This window comes from Psychrobacillus lasiicapitis, assembly GCF_006861795.1.
Lineage (GTDB): Bacteria > Bacillota > Bacilli > Bacillales_A > Planococcaceae > Psychrobacillus > Psychrobacillus lasiicapitis.
In genome coordinates, this window is record NZ_VDGH01000010.1 from 158426 (window position 1) to 175875 (window position 17450).

The window sequence follows — 17450 nt, forward strand, 5'->3', positions numbered from 1 at the left end:
GTTAACATCTCAACCATTTTATGCAGAATGGTCGAGGTTTAACATAATCTTGGGCAGCCTTGTTTTTTCGTCTGTAAGTGAGTAGTAGGAACGGGAGGGCATCATGACTTTAGCATCGATTATTAAGTTGATAGATAACAGAAAACAAAGCCTGCTTCCATTTGTAGAAACTTTACTATGTGGTATATTAGGTGGTTTATTATTCACAATACTAAATTTACCATTGGCATGGATGTTAGGACCTTTAACAGCTATTTTGATTTGGAAGCTATTTTCCAAACGTGATTTATATTGGCCGGCAAGTTTTAAAAATGGAGGCCAAATGTTACTAGGTTATAGTATGGGCCTGTCGTTTACGATTGCTAGTGCGAAACAGATTGTAGACCAGTTACCATCCATGGCTATTATTACTATTCTAATGGTAGTTGTCGGACTGGCAATTGCTTTTTTTGTTGCAAAATTAACTGGAATTAATATAGTAAGTGCTGTAATGGGGACGACACCGGGTGGGTTATCCCAAATGGTTTTATTGAGCGAAGAGATCAAAGGAGCAGATTCCACCGTAGTTACCTTCATGCAAACAATTAGAATGTTAACGGTTATTTTCATTGTACCTATTTTATCGATTCATGCATTTTCAAGTGGTACAGCAGGAGCAGGTAACGCTACAGCTGATCTAGTAACGCAAACGGAGTATGTTAGTTTCTTTCAAATCATTATGGTTCTTGTGATTGTTTTACTCATCACTGCATGCGCGGTTCGTTTCAAATTTCCAACCCCATGGATTATCGGACCCCTATTATCATCTGCAATATTAACTGTGGCTGGCTTTGGAACATTTCCGTTACCTCACATACTTATCGTACTAGCCCAGCTTTGCCTAGGCGTTTATTTGGGTCTCGGAATAAAAATGGATATGCTGAAAAATTGGAAAAAGCTACTGCCCTTTTCGATTGTTTCTGGCTTTTTGATTGTTGGTTTTGCGCTTGTTTTAGCTTATGGCTTACATATCGTCTATCCGATTACAATGACTACTGCCTTTTTATGTATAGCTCCAGGCGGCTTACCAGAAATGGGTGTTACGGCACACACTGTCCAAGCGGATGTATCCATGGTTGCCGCATATCAGTTGTTTCGTGTTTTTTTCATATTGTTTATCGTTCCGATTTTTCTAAAGTATATATTTGGTGGTCAAGAGGTTTTAGAGGGTTCGGTAAAAGCATGACTTACTCTATTAAAAGACTTACGACCTAAATTCTAACTTTCACTTCCATATATATAAATCAAAAAACGCTTGGATTTCTGAACTGCACTGAACTGCCCCCCAAGTGTTTTTCTATATCAATTGCCAATTTTCAAATAATAAATTTAATGTACTAAATAGCTAAAAAGTATTTAAATAACTATATTTTGTAAACGTTTACATAGATGTTTTCCTCCTTTATATTAATTAAATAATATCTAAATTGTTTAATTATTTTCCATATTTGATAAATGACATTTGGGGAAAGAAATAGTGAGGGGGAAAAGTATGTTAGCACTTTTAGGTTTTTCTATGATCGCAGTATTTATGTATTTAATAATATCAAAACGTATGTCCGCTATGGTTGCGTTAGTTGCGATACCAATTTTGTTTGCATTACTAGGAGGATTTGGACAGGGCATCGGTGAAATGATGCTAGAAGGTATAAAGCAAGTAGCACCGACAGGTGTCATGTTAATGTTTGCTATACTGTACTTTGGTATAATGATTGATGCAGGCTTATTTGATCCGCTTGTGGCAAAAATTTTAACGATTGTTAAAGGTGATCCATTAAAGATTGTTATAGGTACAGCTATTCTTGCGATGATTGTTGCACTTGATGGTGATGGAACGACAACATATATGATTACAGTATCGGCAATGCTGCCGTTATATAAGCGAATTGGAATGAACCCACTTATCTTAACATGTGTTGCGATGCTTTCATTTGGTGTTATGAACATGACACCATGGGGTGGGCCGACAGCTAGAGCGGTAGCAGCATTGCAGCTTGATGTGGCAGATGTATTTACACCGCTTATCCCTGTTATGGCAGCTGGAATACTGTGGATCTTATTTACAGCGTTCATTCTTGGGAAAAAAGAGCGTAAAAGATTGGGAGTTGCCAAGATCCAATATTCTAAGGAAGAGATGCTTGCTGTAAGTGAGTTAGCTGCAACTTCTACAGTAGAAGACTATAAACGACCAAAAATGTTATGGGTCAACCTTACTTTAACGGTTGCACTAATTGCCTGTTTGGTTACTTCTGTATTACCATTATCTACTTTGTTCATGATTGCTTTTGTTATAGCGCTTATGATTAACTATCCAAATCTAGAAGATCAGAAAACGAGAATATCTCACCATGCAGGAAATGTTCTTGCAGTTGTTGGATTAGTTTTTGCTTCCGGTATTTTCACTGGAATTTTATCTGGAACGGAAATGGTTGATGCAATGGCCAATAGCCTAGTTGCAGTTATTCCAGAATCTTTTGGTTCGGGTTTTGCTGTTATTACTGCAGTAACAAGTATTCCATTTACTTATTTTATGGCAAATGATCCTTACTATTTCGGCGTATTGCCAATCTTAGCTGAAACTGCGGCAGCTTATGGGGTAGATCCAGTAGAGATAGCGCGTGCTTCTATATTAGGTCAGCCGGTCCATGCGATGAGCCCATTAATGGCTTCTGCTTACCTACTTGTAGGGATGGCTGGTGTAGAATTCGGAGACCATCAAAAGTTTATCATTAAGTGGGCATTAGGTTCATGTTTTGTCATGATACTAGCAGCAATTGTGTTGGGAGTTATTACTTTCTAATATAAAAAAATCATCTCGACTTTTAGCTAGAGATGATTTTTTTTTGTGTTTCGGGGAGTTTGAGAAAGGCATGTATAGTCAAGTTATTTCATAATAGAGTTATATTTCAGTCTTAAACAGGATTGTTTAAGTGATGGTACAATAAGAGTTCAGTAGGTTAGGTAGTTTATTGAGTCTAATTGAATGGAAAACTAGTGGAGGTGTTAAAATGAATAAAAAATGGACGATTGAACAAATACGTGAATATGTTACGAAGAATTCAGATAGTGAATTACTTTCAAAAGAATACACAGGTTTCTCGCAAAAACTACAGTTTAAATGTTCATGCGGGAATGAATTTGAAAAAACGTTTACAAAATTTAAAGGAAGCAATCAGAAAAAATGTTCCAACTGTCAAGAAGCGAGACCTTCTCGTTAAAGCTTTCAAAGTATGTGCTCGATTATTAATAGAAACAAGAAGAAACCAAATCATAGTATTTAAACTATGTTTGGTTTCTTTTGTTTCTGGCTTAGGAAATTATTAGCTCTCTGGCTTGTCGATTAGTATAGGGAAACTGTGCGGTAAATTGCTCTATTAGTGTCCGCTACGATTTTCACTGCAGTCGTATGCTTTCCGCCAGGTGAGCGATGAGCCAGCCCGCCGCTATGGCGTACCTTTGGATGTCTCATTTTGCTCATGCGGAGGAACAAAGGCTAAGAACGCCACATCGTGTGGTAACGCCTTTGAAACCAACATCCTGTAGGCCTCGGCAGGAGTCGACGCCTACAGCGAAAATCAATGGAGCTTGCTACTTACTTAGTTCCAACAGATTTCGATAATTTCTATTATCATTAAATATATCACAAATTATATTCCAATAAATGGTCTAACGAGACATAACAGGCCATGAACGCGACAAAGCCAATCAAGTGGATGCACTTTTATCCAGTTAATGGTTAAGGGTAATCAAACAGTTATGGAAAGCAACCAATTCTATTCCGAAAGCAGCCAAATCAGCATAAGAGCAACCAAATTACTAATGAAAGCAACCAAATCTTACAATAGCAAGTCTACTTGGAGTGGGACGCCGATAGCTACCGTGCAGTATCCTCATTTCTAATTGCCATATTAGGGCAGACTAAGGTGTTTGCGCTCTTGTTCTATTTTTGGGGGATGGAACAAAAATTACTAAAAATCATTGTTCATCAATTGTAAGGAATTTTTGCTGCACAGCATTCTTTGGAAAAGAGATTCTTAATATTTCATTTTGAAAAGTGACTAACGTGTCTTTTTCTGGGATTGCATAAGGAAGAGTAACCATTTGTTCTCTTCTTGAATAAAATTGTTTTCTACCTGTGTGCGTTGGATATTTAATTTCTTCATGAAGAGAGTCCTCCACACCGATTCTTAAGGAGTTTCCTATTATTTCTAATTTAATTTGATTGCGTTTGCAACCAGGTAATTTTGCTTCGACAATCACGTCTCTGTCGGTTTCATGTGTGTCAATTTGAAATGAATTAAAGGGAAGATGATTGTCCAGTTGGTTAAAAAACTGGCTGAAAAGCGAATCCATTTGCTGCATCATATTTCTTAATGATTTAAAACCAAATTCCGATGCTCCCATGAAATGCTCATTTTTCTTTTGTGGAAGATTGCCATCGCCATAATTCATTTTTTATTCCTCCTACCATTTTTAATACTCATGCTTACATTATGTAGAAGTAAAAGAATGGTAGTGGGCTAAGATGTACAAGCGAATAAAGTGAAACTTCAATCAGTGGGGATTTTCCGACGCACAGGTCGTGCTAGTGTGAACGTTGCGACATTGACGTCGCGCATTTAGTCCGCTTTCCCCCACTGATTGTTAGTTGAACCAATCGGGCTTATAGGGCAGTTGATCTCCCACTTATCTTTTCGCTTTTCTTAAATCTTGAAGTGGGAGTCTTACTGCCCGTTAATGCGGGATAAAATTTTCTTTACTTTTTATAAATGTTATGTTTTAATTCATTATATCAACTAAATCGTAACCATTACTGTTTGCGGTGTGTAAGATGATAGTTTGTACATTATTTCTAGGAGGAACAGCAATTATGAGAGTAAACATTACATTAGCTTGTACGGAGACAGGAGATCGCAATTATATTACAACGAAGAACAAACGGACTAATCCAGAACGTATTGAACTAAAAAAATATTGCCCGCGTCTACGTAAAGTAACGCTTCATAGAGAAACAAAATAAAAAAGACGGAGGTATTACAATGGCCAAAAAATCTAAAGTGGTGAAGGACAAAAAGCAACGAGAACTGGTTAGTCGCTATGCAGAACTTCGGAAGGAATTAAAAGAAAAAGGAGATTATATAGCGCTCAGCAAGCTTCCGAAAAATTCGTCATCAACACGATTGAAAAATCGTTGTGAAGTGACTGGAAGACCAAGAGGATATATGCGCAAATTCAATATGTCCAGAATTGCATTTCGAGAATTGGCACATAAAGGACAATTACCCGGTGTAAAAAAATCGAGTTGGTAATATAAGTAAGGATTAGATTAAAGACTAGTTATTGTGTATAACACTTGAAGAGAAGGGCATGTGCCTCTTTCTTTTTTTACGTGGGGTGAGTAATTTGAATGAACGACTTGTAGAGTTTTTGTTCCGAAGTGAAGTAGCAAAGCTTCGGGATGATAAAAGAGAATTTTATCAATTTATAATAAACATAGAAGATACTTTGGCGGAAAGAGCAGAGAATGCAGAGGAGTTTTGCCAGCTTTTACTCAAATACTCACCAGTTGACGTGGCTGCTTCTCGCTTTAACTTGTCTTATGATAGGGTTGTACAAAGACTAGAAGCAATTGATGCAGAGCTCCACCAAAAAATAGAAGCCCGAAGTCAGAAAGTAGAGTGGATAGACTACACTCATCATTTTCCATTAGTGGAGGGTAAACGTGTTTTTTTATTTAAGAACTAATGACGAAGCGCCATGTCACTCAGAGAGGGAAATCTATGAAAAAGCGAGCGTTTTTCAATTTGTTAGTAGCACTTTTATAACATACAAAAAAGCACTATCTCCACAGGGATAATGCTTTTTCTAAATTATTCTTTGCGATAATTTCTTCCCTCAATCATCAGGATGCAGGTTATTTTGCATAAGTTCTTGTACTTTGTCAATTTGCTCCTGAGATGCTAGCTCGGTCTTATACCAGCCTTTATTGCTCATTATTTCAAAAAGCTGATAATGGTTTGAACTTGCATTTTCAAAACATTGCTTATAAATTTCTCGTAGCTGTTGATGTGTGGTCTCTAATATAGTATTGCTGATGTTTCGGCAACGTCCTTTTTCCAGCTCTAAACAAAGTTGGAGTATTTCCCGATCTGTAAGTCCGCGTTCTGCGATATTATTTGGCATATGAATCCACCTTTTGTTGTTATTGAATGTTATTTGTTTGGTTGAAGTATTGGGAGAGCTCGATAATTTTTAGCTGGTGTTTTTCTGCCATTTGCTCGAGTGTTTTTCTTAGCTCTGGGTCTTTGCATTGCGTTGCACACCAGTTCATCGTTTTTGCGGTGATTACCTCTGCACGGATTTCATCCTCCATAAATGCTAATTCTTTCATCGTTAGAACGGTCATCTCATTTCACCTCCGAAACTATAAGAAAGTCTTTATCCCGCATTAACGGGCAGTAAGACTCCCACTTCAAGATTGAAGAAAAGCGAAAAGATAAGCGGGAGGTCAACTGCCTGTAAAAGCTCGATTAAATGATCCCAGACTAAGTACGCAAAGCTCGTCGCAAAATAAAAGAGCGTTTGCAACGTCTGTGTGACCCACATCGTGTGGGACACAACTAACAATCAGTGGGGGATGACGGAGACTAAAAGCGCGACCTCCATGTCGCAACGTCCGCACTAGCACGTCCTGTGCGTTGGAAAACCGCCACTGATTGAAGTTTCACTTTATCTCATACTCTTTCATACATATGGACAATTTATTGATAGCGGGACCAATAGGATTATTTATCGTTACTATTGAATTTAATTGCTGGGATATTATTGTAGATGAAGCTTGGTGGTACTTCATCTTCATTATTTTCACCATAGAATTCTTCTTGGATGGCAATATTCGCTTCCGTAGCAGAGTTAGTACCTTCTTTTTGATAGGTAAGTTTACTATCCTCATTCATTTTTTCGTTCATATCCATGTTTACTTCAGCTGCTTCCATTTTGACAAGCTCATCTTTTTTCATTCTCTTCACTCCTATTATTTTTAGTATGAAGCAAAAAGGAAGGAAAATACGAAACGTATAACAACTAATTTCCAATAAAAATATTTACCCCAAAACGAAATAACTAAAACCAGACTATAGCTTTGAACTAAAGTCTGGTTTTAATAGGAACATATTATGAAGTTATTTCTTGCTCAACTGACTGATTCATCCGCTGTTTCTTAGATTTTCTAAAATAAAGTAATTCATATATACAAGGAATTACAATCAGTGTTAGTAACGTTGCCATTGCTAATCCACCTATAACCACAATCGCAAGACTTTGTGATACTAAACTTCCTGATTCAGCTTGCTTCATGAGTAGTGGAAGCATTGCACAGATTGTTGCAATTGCAGTCATAAAGATTGGTCGCATTCTTGTTGCGGTTGCTTCGACAAGTGCATCGCGAATAATCATTTTTTGTTCATTTTGTTTCACTCGATCTAATAACACAATCGCATTTGTTACGACAATCCCAATTAGCATTAATGCTCCAAGAAGAGCTGTAATATCCACTGATATTCCGCTAATAAGAATTCCTAGAATAGCTCCAATTGCTGCAAGTGGTAACGAGCATAGAATCGCGATTGGTGCTTTAATAGATTTAAATGTGATGACCATGATCAAAAATACAATTCCGATAGATACAAGCATTATAAGGAATAAATCTGTAAAGTCTTCTGCTTGTTGGCTGCTTGAACCACCGATTAGAACATCTACATTTTCCGGAATATCTAAGCCAGCTTTATCCTCTTTATCGCCAAAAATTTCGAGATTTACTGCATTTGAGATTTCTGATAGCTTTGCAGGATCTACGGAAGCTGTCACTCGAAGATAGGTATCTCCGTCTTTATGGAACTGGTTCGTAGATCTTTCCTCACTTTGTAGTGTAGCAATCGATGATACTGGAACAAGACCTGCATCGGTCATAACCTGGATCTTTTCTAGGTCTTCTGCTGTTTTTGTATCGAGCAGTGGTTCCAAGAATACCGTTTTTTGTTTGTCATTCACACTAATTGTTCCGATTGGTGTTTTATTTAACATGACACCTAACTGTTGTGCAACTTGTTCTGTATTTCCTTTTGTCGGGTCAACTACAAGAGAGTGCACTGTTTTCTTTTCATCTTGATTGGTCGTTACTTCCTCTACACCTTCAATACTTTGTACTTTTTCTTTTATAGCTGTTGCTACTTCTTCCAAATCGGTTACATTTTCACCAACGACATCAATTGTAATATTCGTGCTTGCTCCACCCATCATAAAAGATGCTGCAGATAATTCTAAAGTGGCATCGGGATAGTCTTCTTTTTTCTTTTCCATTTCTTTTATAATAAGTTCTGTATCTTTTTTATCATGAAGTAAAATACTAAAGGATGCTTCAGTTGGTGATCCGACCCATCCATATTGAGCTGCTTCTGCTGGTGAACCTACTTGAGAAAATACATGCTGCACTTCATCTATTGCTAGAATGGAGGATTCAAGCTCCAATGTCTTTTCCTTTACTTCCGTTATTGGTGTATCATTAGGGTAGCTAAGTGTTGCCATTACATAGTCAGCAGAAGAATTGTCTACTGCTCCTTTAGGGATGACAAAATAAGTACCAATGGATCCGAAAAATAGAAGTATGGAAATGGTGAAGACAATCCATTTATGGTTTAAAGACCAAGTAACTAGTTTAGGAAAACGAACAGCGGGCTTATGTTCAGGCATCTTTGTATTTTTTAATAATCCCGCACTCATTACTGGTACAACAGTTAACGCTACGAGTAACGATGCAAGTAAGGAATAGGTAACCGTTAAAGCAAATGGTAATAAGAATTGTTGTAGTCCACCGTTTAATAAGCTCATCGGTAAGAATACTGCTACTGTTGTCAGTGTAGAAGCAGTAATCGCAACACCTACTTGCTTTGTTGCGTCAATAATCATTTGAACGGAAAATTTCTCTGTTTGCATTTTGCGGAAAATATTCTCGATGACAACTATACTGTCGTCTACTAAACGTCCAACTGCAACAGCTACGCCACCAAGCGTTAAAATATTCAGTGTTACGCCAGACATTGACAAGAGGAATAACGTAAAACAAAGTGATAAAGGAATCGATACGATAGTGATAAAGGTAGAACGGATATTTCGTAGAAAGAGCATAATAACTATTGTTGCAAATAGTGCACCAAGCAGCACTTCTTTTATCATCGTATGAACGGAGTTTTCGACTAAATCAGCGGAGGATACGTAAATGACAGATTCCTGCTGATTATATTTTTCATTGATTTCTTTTGTTACTTTTTCAACTTCTTTACTAATCGTTACAGCATTCGATTGGCTATCTTTTGTGATGCTTATATCTAAGCTGTCTTTTCCGTTAAAACGGCTGATAAAGTTTGTATCCTTTGTTTCTTCAATAGAGGCAATATCACCAAGCTTTACATGTGGAGCTACTGTTAAATCCTTAAGTTTTTCAATGCTTGTGACATCCCCAATTACTTTGACATTGCTAGTTTTACTGTCTATCGTTTTTTCTCCGACAGAAACAGCAGTATTTTGACCTTGAAGTACTCCCATGACCGCTTGAAGAGGAATTTGATGTTCTGCCAATTTTTCTTCATCCATCTTGACGGAAATAATAGAATCCGTAACGCCATATACATCTACATTAGAAACACCTTTGATCTCTTGATAGATAGATCTAAGCTCTTCTCGCGCAAAATCCATATTTTCCGTAGATAAACCTTCATCAAAAGTAACGGCAATGTTGACGATTGGAATCATGGACGTATTAAGCTGTGAAATAGTAGGTTTAGCTATATAGGAAGGCAATGCCACATTGCTAATTGCATCCTGTACATCTTGTTTCGCTTGTTTCATATCAGACCCTGCTTCAAAAAATAGGTCTACTTTGGAAAATCCATCCCCCGTGGTAGAATAAACAGATGTTTTTCCATTCAATCCTGTAACTGCTCTTTCAATTGGAATCGTCACTTCAGACTCCATGGTTTTGGAGTCAGTGCCATGACCCACAGAGATGATCGTTACTTGCGGATTATCCGCAGTCGGTAAAAACTCCATTGGTAGCCTAAAATAACTGACAATACCTATCACTAATATTAAAATTGTTAACACAGCGACAGCGGCCCTGTTACCAAAAGCCCATTTCGTAAACGTCGACATAAAAATAATTCCTCCTAAAAATTACAATTTTGCACCAATAAAATGCTAGCATAAACGAAAAGTAAAAAAACAGATTTGTAGATAACTTTATAAATTTTACAAAAATTTAATTTCTAAAAGCTCCTTTCTATCGGTGAAGTTCCTATTTCATTTTAGAAAATAGGAAAATGTTCCACATTGATCCTTAGAATTAATTTTTTCTACGACCTAAGGCTTAGAAGGGGGCAGGTAACTGACTGGCGGCTAATTAGGAATAACCTGGTCTCGGTTATGGCTATAATGAAACATGCAAAGATGTTTTTAGTAATATGTCTTGATATTAGTAAACTTTAAAGGAGTAATGCATGATGAATTTTATCACCTCATTATTTGATTCACATTTTGATTTATATATAAGACTGGTTGTAGCAACAGGAGTCGGATTTTTTATAGGTTTAGAAAGGGCGATAAAGAATAAGCCGGCTGGTATTAGAACTCATATATTAGTATGTTTAGGATCGACATTAGCGATGTCCTTGTCTACTTTAAATCAGGGACCTTACATGGACCCGATGCGCTTGGCAGCTCAAGTAATAAGTGGTATTGGTTTTCTTGGAGCAGGTGTAATTTGGATAGATAAGGGCAATGTAAAGCGTGGACTTACTACTGCTGCAAATCTTTGGATTACTGCTTGTGTCGGTTTAACAATAGGCTATGGAGCATATGATCTGGCTATTATTACGGCAGTCTTAATGTTTATTGCGATGAACTTGCCAAAGCTTGTGGTGAAAATAGGGATTTTACCTTCCAGAGAAAAAGATGATGATAGTGATGGGGAGTAACCGAATAGTTTAAATAAGTTAAACGAAGCAAAGACTACAATTATCGTAATATCGGTGATTGTAGTTTTTTTATGGATATTTACCATCCAGAAGTAAGTTATAGAATAGGGGATAAAAGCAGTGAAACCAAGAAGTAACCAACAGTTGATCGACGACTGGATTCAGCAATATCGACCTTTTACCATACAAGGAAAAAATGCCTCCTACATACCAGCTTTAGAAAAGGTAAATTCTTCTCATTTAGGCATATCCATCATCGAGCCAGATGGAAGCATTATAAAGTCCGGTGATTGGAAAGTGGTATTCACGCTACAGAGCATTTCTAAAGTAATTAGTTTTATCGTAGCATGTATGCATCATGGGATTCCTTATGTTTTGGAACGAGTCGATTTAGAACCAACCGGTGATCCATTTGACTCCATCATTCGTTTAGAAATGCATAAGCTCGGCAAACCACTAAATCCCATGATTAATGCAGGGGCCATAACAGTATCTTCCATCCTACCAGGGGCCGATTCAAAAGCGAAGTTAGATTCTGTATTACTATTAATGGAAAAAATGGTCGGAAAATCTTTTACCTACAATGAAGAAGTGTTCCTCTCTGAATGGAAAACGGCAAATCGAAATAGAGCGCTCGCTTATTATTTAAAAGAAACAGGCTATTTAGAAATAGAAGTGGAGGAAGCCTTAGAAGTGTACTTGAAACAATGTTCGATTGAAGTGACGACAGAAGATATCGCTTTGATGGGATTGGTTCTAGCACAGGATGGATATCATCCAATACGGAAAGAACAAATCCTTCCGAAAGAAGTTGCTCGATTAGCTAAGAGTCTAATGCTGACTTGTGGTGTTTACAATAACTCTGGACGATTTGCTGCTTTCATTGGAATCCCGTCAAAAACAGGAGTTTCCGGCGGTGTCATGGCAGCAGTACCTCCCCGTGTTAGACAGGAGGCATCGCCTCTACTTGATGGATGTGGGATAGGTATTTATGGACCAGCTATCGACGAGTATGGAAGCAGTGTAGCAGGTGTTTTTTTATTGGAGAAAATAGCGAAAACATGGGATTTGAGTATTTTTTAGAAAGAAAATGTAAAAGGCTTTCCTAGAGATGGTCGAGGGAAGCCTTTTCACTAAGTGCTATCCTATTTAGTTGTTGATACCTTATGGAAACAGTCGTATAATACGTAATGGAATCACTAGCAAATTCTATCCATTTAATTCTGTTTTTTTCCACCCACTCTCTGGTAATCTTCCGCATTACCAAAATATGACCTTCGTCAGGCCACAAAATATATTTCTTTCATTCTTTATTTTAAACCGGATCGATTTCAATTTATTAATAGAAGGAGTGCAGTAAATGACCAATAAGTTTTTCGGTTTCATCGTTATAGCTACTCTAGCTGTATCGATTATATTAGCAGGATGTTCAACATCTAATTCTCAACAAAATAATCATAAAAGTAAGGAAGCTCCAAAAGATGAACTTGTTTTAGCGTTTGGATCTGAACCAGAAACAGGATTTGATCCAACAACAGGATGGGGACGTTATGGTACACCTCTATTTCAAAGTACTCTATTAAAAAGAGATGACAAGCTTAATATTGTTAATGATTTAGCAACAAGTTATGAGGTAAATGAAGACGGAAAAGTTTGGACTGTGAAGTTACGTGAAGACGTGAAATTTTCAGATGGCGAGCCCTTAACAGCAGAAGACGTAAAATTTACCTTTGAAACAGCGATGAACAGTGGATCTGTTGTGGATTTGAATGGTTTGCAAAAAGTAGAAGCAGTGGATAATACGACTGTTAAATTCTTACTGAAGGAAGCACGATCTACGTTTATAAATAATTTAGTTGCAACTGGTATTGTACCTGAGCATGCGTATAGTGAAAACTATGGAGAAAACCCTATAGGCTCCGGGCCATATCAGCTTGAACAATGGGACAAGGGCCAACAGCTAATTGTTAAAGAGAATCCTGAATACTATGGCAAAAAGCCTTACTTTAAAAAAGTTACATTTGTATTTTTAAATGAAGACTCTGCCTTTGCGGCTGCACAAGCAGGAACAGTTGACCTTGCCTATATCCCAGCTGCATATAGCAAACAGGACGTTCCTGGGATGAAACTTAAAGCAATAAAAACAGTAGATAATCGTGGGATTGTATTCCCTTATGTGAAGTCAGGTGACTTTACAAAGGACGGTCTACCAATTGGTAATGACGTAACTGCAGATCCGGCTATTCGTCACGCGATTAATATTGCAGTAGACCGAAAAGCATTAATCGACGGAGTGCTAGAAGGCTATGGTTCACCAGCCTACACATCAGTGGATGGGCTACCTTGGTGGAATCCAGACACGATGATGAAAGATGCAGATGTAGACGGAGCACGTCAACTATTAGAGGAAGCGGGCTGGAAAGATACAGATGGTGATGGAATTCTTGAAAAAGGGAAGATGAAAGCAGAATTTACTCTCTATTACGTTGCGGATGATGTAATAAGACAATCTCTTGCTATTTCCGTTGCGGATATGATGAAACCACTTGGTATTAACATAAAAGTTGAAGGCGGCAGTTGGGATATTATCGGACAAAAAATGTATTCCGAAGCTGTACTAATGGGATGGGGAAGTCATGACCCGCATGAAATGTACAATATTTATGGCGGTGACAATGCCGGAGTAGATTACTATAATACAGGATATTATCAAAATGATACAGTGGATGGTTATTTTAAAAAGGCCCTTCAAGCAAAAAGTGAAGCAGAAGCAATTGAGTTTTGGCAAAAGGCTCAATGGGATGGAACGACTGGTTTAAGTGCAAAAGGAGATGCTCCTTGGGCATGGTTAGTCAACATTGATCACTTGTACCTAGTGAAAGAAGGTCTTGATATAGGAGAACAAAGAATCCACGTTCATGGACATGGTTGGCCGGCAACAGACAATATCGTTGACTGGAAATGGAGTAATTAAACGTGCGTAAAATGCTTTTAGGAAAGCTAGGAATCTTTCTATTACTGAAAGGTTTAAGAATGCTTACATTATTAATAGCTATTTGTTTCATTTCGTTTTTGTTAGTAAAAAACTCTCCAATAGATCCTATTCAAGCATATATTGGTGCGGATATGTTAAAAGTGGGGCCGGAGCAACGAGAAAAGATAGCCGAGTATTGGGGACTTGATCAACCAGTTATGGTGCAGTTTTTGAATTGGGGATCTGCTCTACTTGCTGGTGACTTGGGCACATCCATGATTTTTCGTCGACCGGTAGCGGAAATAATAGGAGAACGATTTGTAAACTCTCTTATCTTAATGGTAACAGCATGGGTTCTGTCCGGAGTAATTGGGTTTGTGATGGGCGTTGTGTCTGCTATGAAGAAGGACAGTTGGATAGATCGATTGATTAAGTGGTATTGTTACACGCTTGCATCCACTCCTACTTTTTGGCTGGGACTTTTAATGCTCATCGTGTTTGCTGTTTGGCTCGGCTGGTTTCCAATCGGATTGGGTGTTCCAGCAGGGGTACTTGCAGCAGATGTTACAATTGCAGATCGAATAGAGCATCTTATTCTACCGGCCATTACACTTAGTATTATTGGTGTTGCCAATGTTGCGTTGCATACTCGTCAGAAACTAATCGATGTACTTGCGAGCGATTATGTGTTGTTTGCGAGGGCTCGAGGTGAACGTGGTTTTATCTTGTTTTGGAGGCATGGATTACGTAATGTGGCTTTGCCGGCAATAACCTTACAATTTGCGGCGTTTGGCGAATTGTTTGGGGGGGCTGTGCTTGCAGAGCAGATTTTCTCTTATCCAGGTCTAGGACAAGCGACGGTAGAAGCAGGTCTTCGCGGAGATGTTCCGCTACTATTAGGATTAGTCATTTTTAGTACATTCTTTGTTTTTGCAGGGAATTTAATTGCTGATTTGATCTACTATGTTGTAGATCCAAGAACGAGGGAGAGTAGAATGATATGATTCAAAACCTCCATGTTCGAAAAAAAGAAGAAAATCGATTTTCGTTAAATCGAAGACAAAGGAAGCTCGTAACAAGTATTGTTGCGGCGATAGTTTTGCTAGGTGTTGTAGTAGTTGGTGCTCTACTCGATGAGGAGAGAATTGCAACCAATCTTATTGCTCGTAATTTAGCTCCGTCATTCGATCATCTTTTTGGTACAGATTGGCTAGGGAGAGATATGTTTGCCCGAACAATTATGGGCCTTTCATTAAGCGTGAAAGTTGGATTGATCGGAGCAATTGGCAGTACATCTATTGCGCTTATTCTAGGTATGGCAGCAGCAACAATGGGGAGAGTAGCAGATCGTCTCATCTCATGGCTGATTGATCTATTCCTCAGTGTTCCTCATCTTGTGACCTTAATACTCATCGCGTTTACGCTAGGAGGAGGGTTTAAGGGGATTGTCATAGGGCTTGTTTTAACTCACTGGCCAAGTTTGGCCCGAGTTATTAGAGCGGAAGTTATGCAAATTCGTTCAGCAGAGTATGTACAGATTTCCAAGCAACTAGGCAAATCTAAGGGGTGGATTGCAGTTCATCATATACTTCCACATTTAACCCCGCAAATCTTAATCGGTTTTATGTTGATGTTTCCTCACGTGATTTTGCATGAATCTGCCGTAACATTTATAGGTTTAGGGCTGTCTCCACACGAGCCGGCTATTGGTATTATTTTGTCAGAATCCATGAAGTATTTGTCTGCAGGTATGTGGTGGCTTGCTTTTTACCCAGGCCTTTGCTTGCTTATGATTGTTCAGACATTCGATCGAATTGGAGAAAATCTTAGATTACTTTTGGATCCTTCGAAAAGCAATGATTAATAAAAGGAGGGAGAAAAATTGCCTATCCTTGAAGTGGAAAATTTATCGATATCTTTTAATCAATATACAGCTGGTTTGAAACGAAAAAACATACAAGTAATTTCAAGCCTGCATGTCACACTTGAAGCAGGTGAAATATTAGCAGTTGTTGGAGCGAGTGGTTCGGGGAAAAGTTTGCTCGCTCATGCTATTCTTGGAATACTTCCAGATAATGCGCTCGTAAGTGGAACCATTAAATATAATGGGGAGTTACTCACCCCTTCCACACAAGCATCGCTACGTGGGAAAGAGATTGCACTTATTCCACAATCGACAAACTATTTAGACCCACTTATGCGTGTAGGAAATCAAGTTCGTACCTCTGTCCAAACTGGAGACGCTACTTTAGCCCAACGAGCGGTTTTTAAAAGGCTTCACTTACAACAAACTGTGGAAAAGATGTATCCCTTTCAGCTTTCTGGGGGAATGGCAAGAAGAGCGCTGCTATCCACCGCAATCGTGAGCGATGCGAAGGTAATTATTGCAGATGAACCTACTCCAGGACTAGATCCAGTTGTGATGAAAGAAGCTTTAAACAACTTCAGAGAATTTGCTGATAATGGATGTGCGGTTATGCTCATTACACATGATATTGAATCTGCGTTGATGATTGCCGATAAAATCGCTGTGTTTTATGCAGGAACGACAGTTGAGTTAGCTCCTGTAGAAGATTTTACGGGGAACGGGGAAGCATTAAGGCATCCATATAGTAAAGCATTATGGAGAGCATTGCCTCAAAATGATTTTACTCCAATTCCTGGTTCGCAGCCTCATCCAAGTGATTTGCCAACTGGTTGTTTATTTGCACCACGTTGTACAATGGCAACCTCTGCATGTAGTGAAGAACAACCGGATATGCGGAATATCCGCAATGGAATGGTGAGGTGTATGCATGCGACTTGAAGCAAAAAATATCGGATTTCGATATGGTAATGGACCATGGCTATTTCAACATACAAACCTAACTGTAGAACCAGGAGAAATTGTTGGACTCACAGGACCTAGCGGACGTGGTAAAACAACTTTTTGCCGTATTTTATCGGGATATGAAAAGCCGCCAGAAGGAAAAGTGACGATTGGTGGTTTGCCAATCATCTCGAAAGGAATGCACCCAGTTCAATTAGTTTTCCAGCATCCAGAAAAAGCAGTAAACCCACGTTGGAAAATGGGGAAGGTGCTTAACGAAGGAGGAAGGCCTGACCTAGAACTGCTAGATTTATTAGGTATTGAGCAGGAATGGTTAACTAGATGGCCAGGAGAGTTATCAGGTGGAGAGCTACAGCGATTTTGCGTAGCTAGAGCACTGGGAGCTGGGACTCGGTTTCTTATAGCAGACGAGATGACTACGATGCTGGATGCAATCACACAAGCTCAAATTTGGCATGCGGTTATAGAAATTGCAAGGAAGAGAGAAATGGGCATTATTGTCGTAAGTCACGAAGCTAAATTGGTGGAAAGACTTTGTCATCGAGTAATTGAATTGCATTGAAATTACTTTCATTTGGAT

18 protein-coding genes are annotated in these 17450 nt (G+C 38.5%); 13 read left to right on the forward strand and 5 right to left on the reverse strand.

Annotated features, from left to right (window positions below; all coding sequences use genetic code 11):
* Positions 1-103: 103 nt before the first annotated feature.
* The 3 genes from FG382_RS16985 (at position 104) to FG382_RS16995 (ending at position 3257) form a co-directional block, all read left to right on the forward strand.
* Positions 104-1225 (forward strand): AbrB family transcriptional regulator, encoded by a 1122-nt coding sequence (locus FG382_RS16985; RefSeq protein WP_142540077.1) that lies wholly within the window; start codon positions 104-106, stop codon positions 1223-1225.
* Between the two features lie 306 nt (positions 1226-1531).
* Positions 1532-2839: a CitMHS family transporter gene (locus FG382_RS16990; RefSeq protein WP_142540078.1), complete on the forward strand. Its 1308-nt coding sequence runs from the start codon at positions 1532-1534 to the stop codon at positions 2837-2839.
* Between the two features lie 208 nt (positions 2840-3047).
* Complete coding sequence (locus FG382_RS16995; RefSeq protein ID WP_142540079.1) at positions 3048-3257, forward strand: hypothetical protein; 210 nt, start codon at positions 3048-3050, stop codon at positions 3255-3257.
* Between the two features lie 757 nt (positions 3258-4014).
* Here the strand turns inward: FG382_RS16995 and FG382_RS17000 are convergent.
* Positions 4015-4491, reverse strand: a complete 477-nt coding sequence (locus tag FG382_RS17000; protein ID WP_142540080.1) for an Hsp20/alpha crystallin family protein — start codon at positions 4489-4491, stop codon at positions 4015-4017.
* Positions 4492-4909: 418 nt separating this feature from the next.
* Between FG382_RS17000 and rpmG the strand changes: the two genes are divergently transcribed.
* The 3 genes from rpmG to FG382_RS17015 all read left to right on the forward strand — a co-directional run bounded on the left by rpmG (position 4910) and on the right by FG382_RS17015 (position 5784).
* Positions 4910-5059: a 50S ribosomal protein L33 gene (rpmG, locus tag FG382_RS17005; protein WP_142540081.1), complete on the forward strand. Its 150-nt coding sequence runs from the start codon at positions 4910-4912 to the stop codon at positions 5057-5059.
* A gap of 19 nt (positions 5060-5078) precedes the next feature.
* Positions 5079-5348, forward strand: coding sequence for a 30S ribosomal protein S14 (gene rpsN, locus FG382_RS17010; RefSeq protein ID WP_142540082.1), 270 nt, complete (start codon positions 5079-5081; stop codon positions 5346-5348).
* Between the two features lie 94 nt (positions 5349-5442).
* Positions 5443-5784: a hypothetical protein gene (locus tag FG382_RS17015; RefSeq protein WP_142540083.1), complete on the forward strand. Its 342-nt coding sequence runs from the start codon at positions 5443-5445 to the stop codon at positions 5782-5784.
* A 150-nt stretch (positions 5785-5934) separates the two neighbouring features.
* Here the strand turns inward: FG382_RS17015 and FG382_RS17020 are convergent, their stop codons facing one another.
* From FG382_RS17020 to FG382_RS17040, 4 genes are all read right to left on the reverse strand, one after another.
* Positions 5935-6222, reverse strand: a complete 288-nt coding sequence (locus FG382_RS17020) for a spore coat protein (RefSeq protein ID WP_142540084.1) — start codon at positions 6220-6222, stop codon at positions 5935-5937.
* Between the two features lie 19 nt (positions 6223-6241).
* Entirely contained in the window at positions 6242-6445 is a 204-nt protein-coding gene (locus FG382_RS17025; RefSeq protein WP_142540085.1) for a hypothetical protein, read from the reverse strand.
* A gap of 379 nt (positions 6446-6824) precedes the next feature.
* Complete coding sequence (locus tag FG382_RS17035) at positions 6825-7058, reverse strand: hypothetical protein (protein WP_142540086.1); 234 nt, start codon at positions 7056-7058, stop codon at positions 6825-6827.
* 154 nt (positions 7059-7212) lie between these two features.
* The gene (locus tag FG382_RS17040) at positions 7213-10245 is read right to left on the reverse strand and encodes an efflux RND transporter permease subunit (RefSeq protein ID WP_142540087.1); all 3033 of its coding nucleotides are present in this window, start codon (positions 10243-10245) and stop codon (positions 7213-7215) included.
* 347 nt (positions 10246-10592) lie between these two features.
* Between FG382_RS17040 and FG382_RS17045 the strand changes: the two genes are divergently transcribed.
* From FG382_RS17045 to FG382_RS17075, 7 genes are all read left to right on the forward strand, one after another.
* A complete protein-coding gene (locus FG382_RS17045; protein ID WP_142540088.1) occupies positions 10593-11066 on the forward strand; it encodes an MgtC/SapB family protein in 474 nt (157 codons plus the stop codon).
* Between the two features lie 144 nt (positions 11067-11210).
* A complete protein-coding gene (locus FG382_RS17050; protein ID WP_373287645.1) occupies positions 11211-12149 on the forward strand; it encodes a glutaminase in 939 nt (312 codons plus the stop codon).
* Between the two features lie 277 nt (positions 12150-12426).
* Positions 12427-14040, forward strand: a complete 1614-nt coding sequence (locus FG382_RS17055; RefSeq protein WP_142540090.1) for an ABC transporter substrate-binding protein — start codon at positions 12427-12429, stop codon at positions 14038-14040.
* Positions 14041-14051: 11 nt separating this feature from the next.
* Positions 14052-15044: an ABC transporter permease gene (locus tag FG382_RS17060; RefSeq protein ID WP_229677440.1), complete on the forward strand. Its 993-nt coding sequence runs from the start codon at positions 14052-14054 to the stop codon at positions 15042-15044.
* A complete protein-coding gene (locus tag FG382_RS17065; RefSeq protein WP_142540091.1) occupies positions 15041-15904 on the forward strand; it encodes an ABC transporter permease in 864 nt (287 codons plus the stop codon). The genes FG382_RS17060 and FG382_RS17065 overlap by 4 nt, the downstream gene beginning before the upstream one ends.
* 18 nt (positions 15905-15922) lie before the next feature.
* The gene (locus FG382_RS17070) at positions 15923-16846 is read left to right on the forward strand and encodes an ABC transporter ATP-binding protein (RefSeq protein WP_142540092.1); all 924 of its coding nucleotides are present in this window, start codon (positions 15923-15925) and stop codon (positions 16844-16846) included.
* Entirely contained in the window at positions 16836-17432 is a 597-nt protein-coding gene (locus FG382_RS17075) for an ABC transporter ATP-binding protein (protein ID WP_142540093.1), read from the forward strand. The genes FG382_RS17070 and FG382_RS17075 overlap by 11 nt, the downstream gene beginning before the upstream one ends.
* Positions 17433-17450 lie beyond the last annotated feature (18 nt).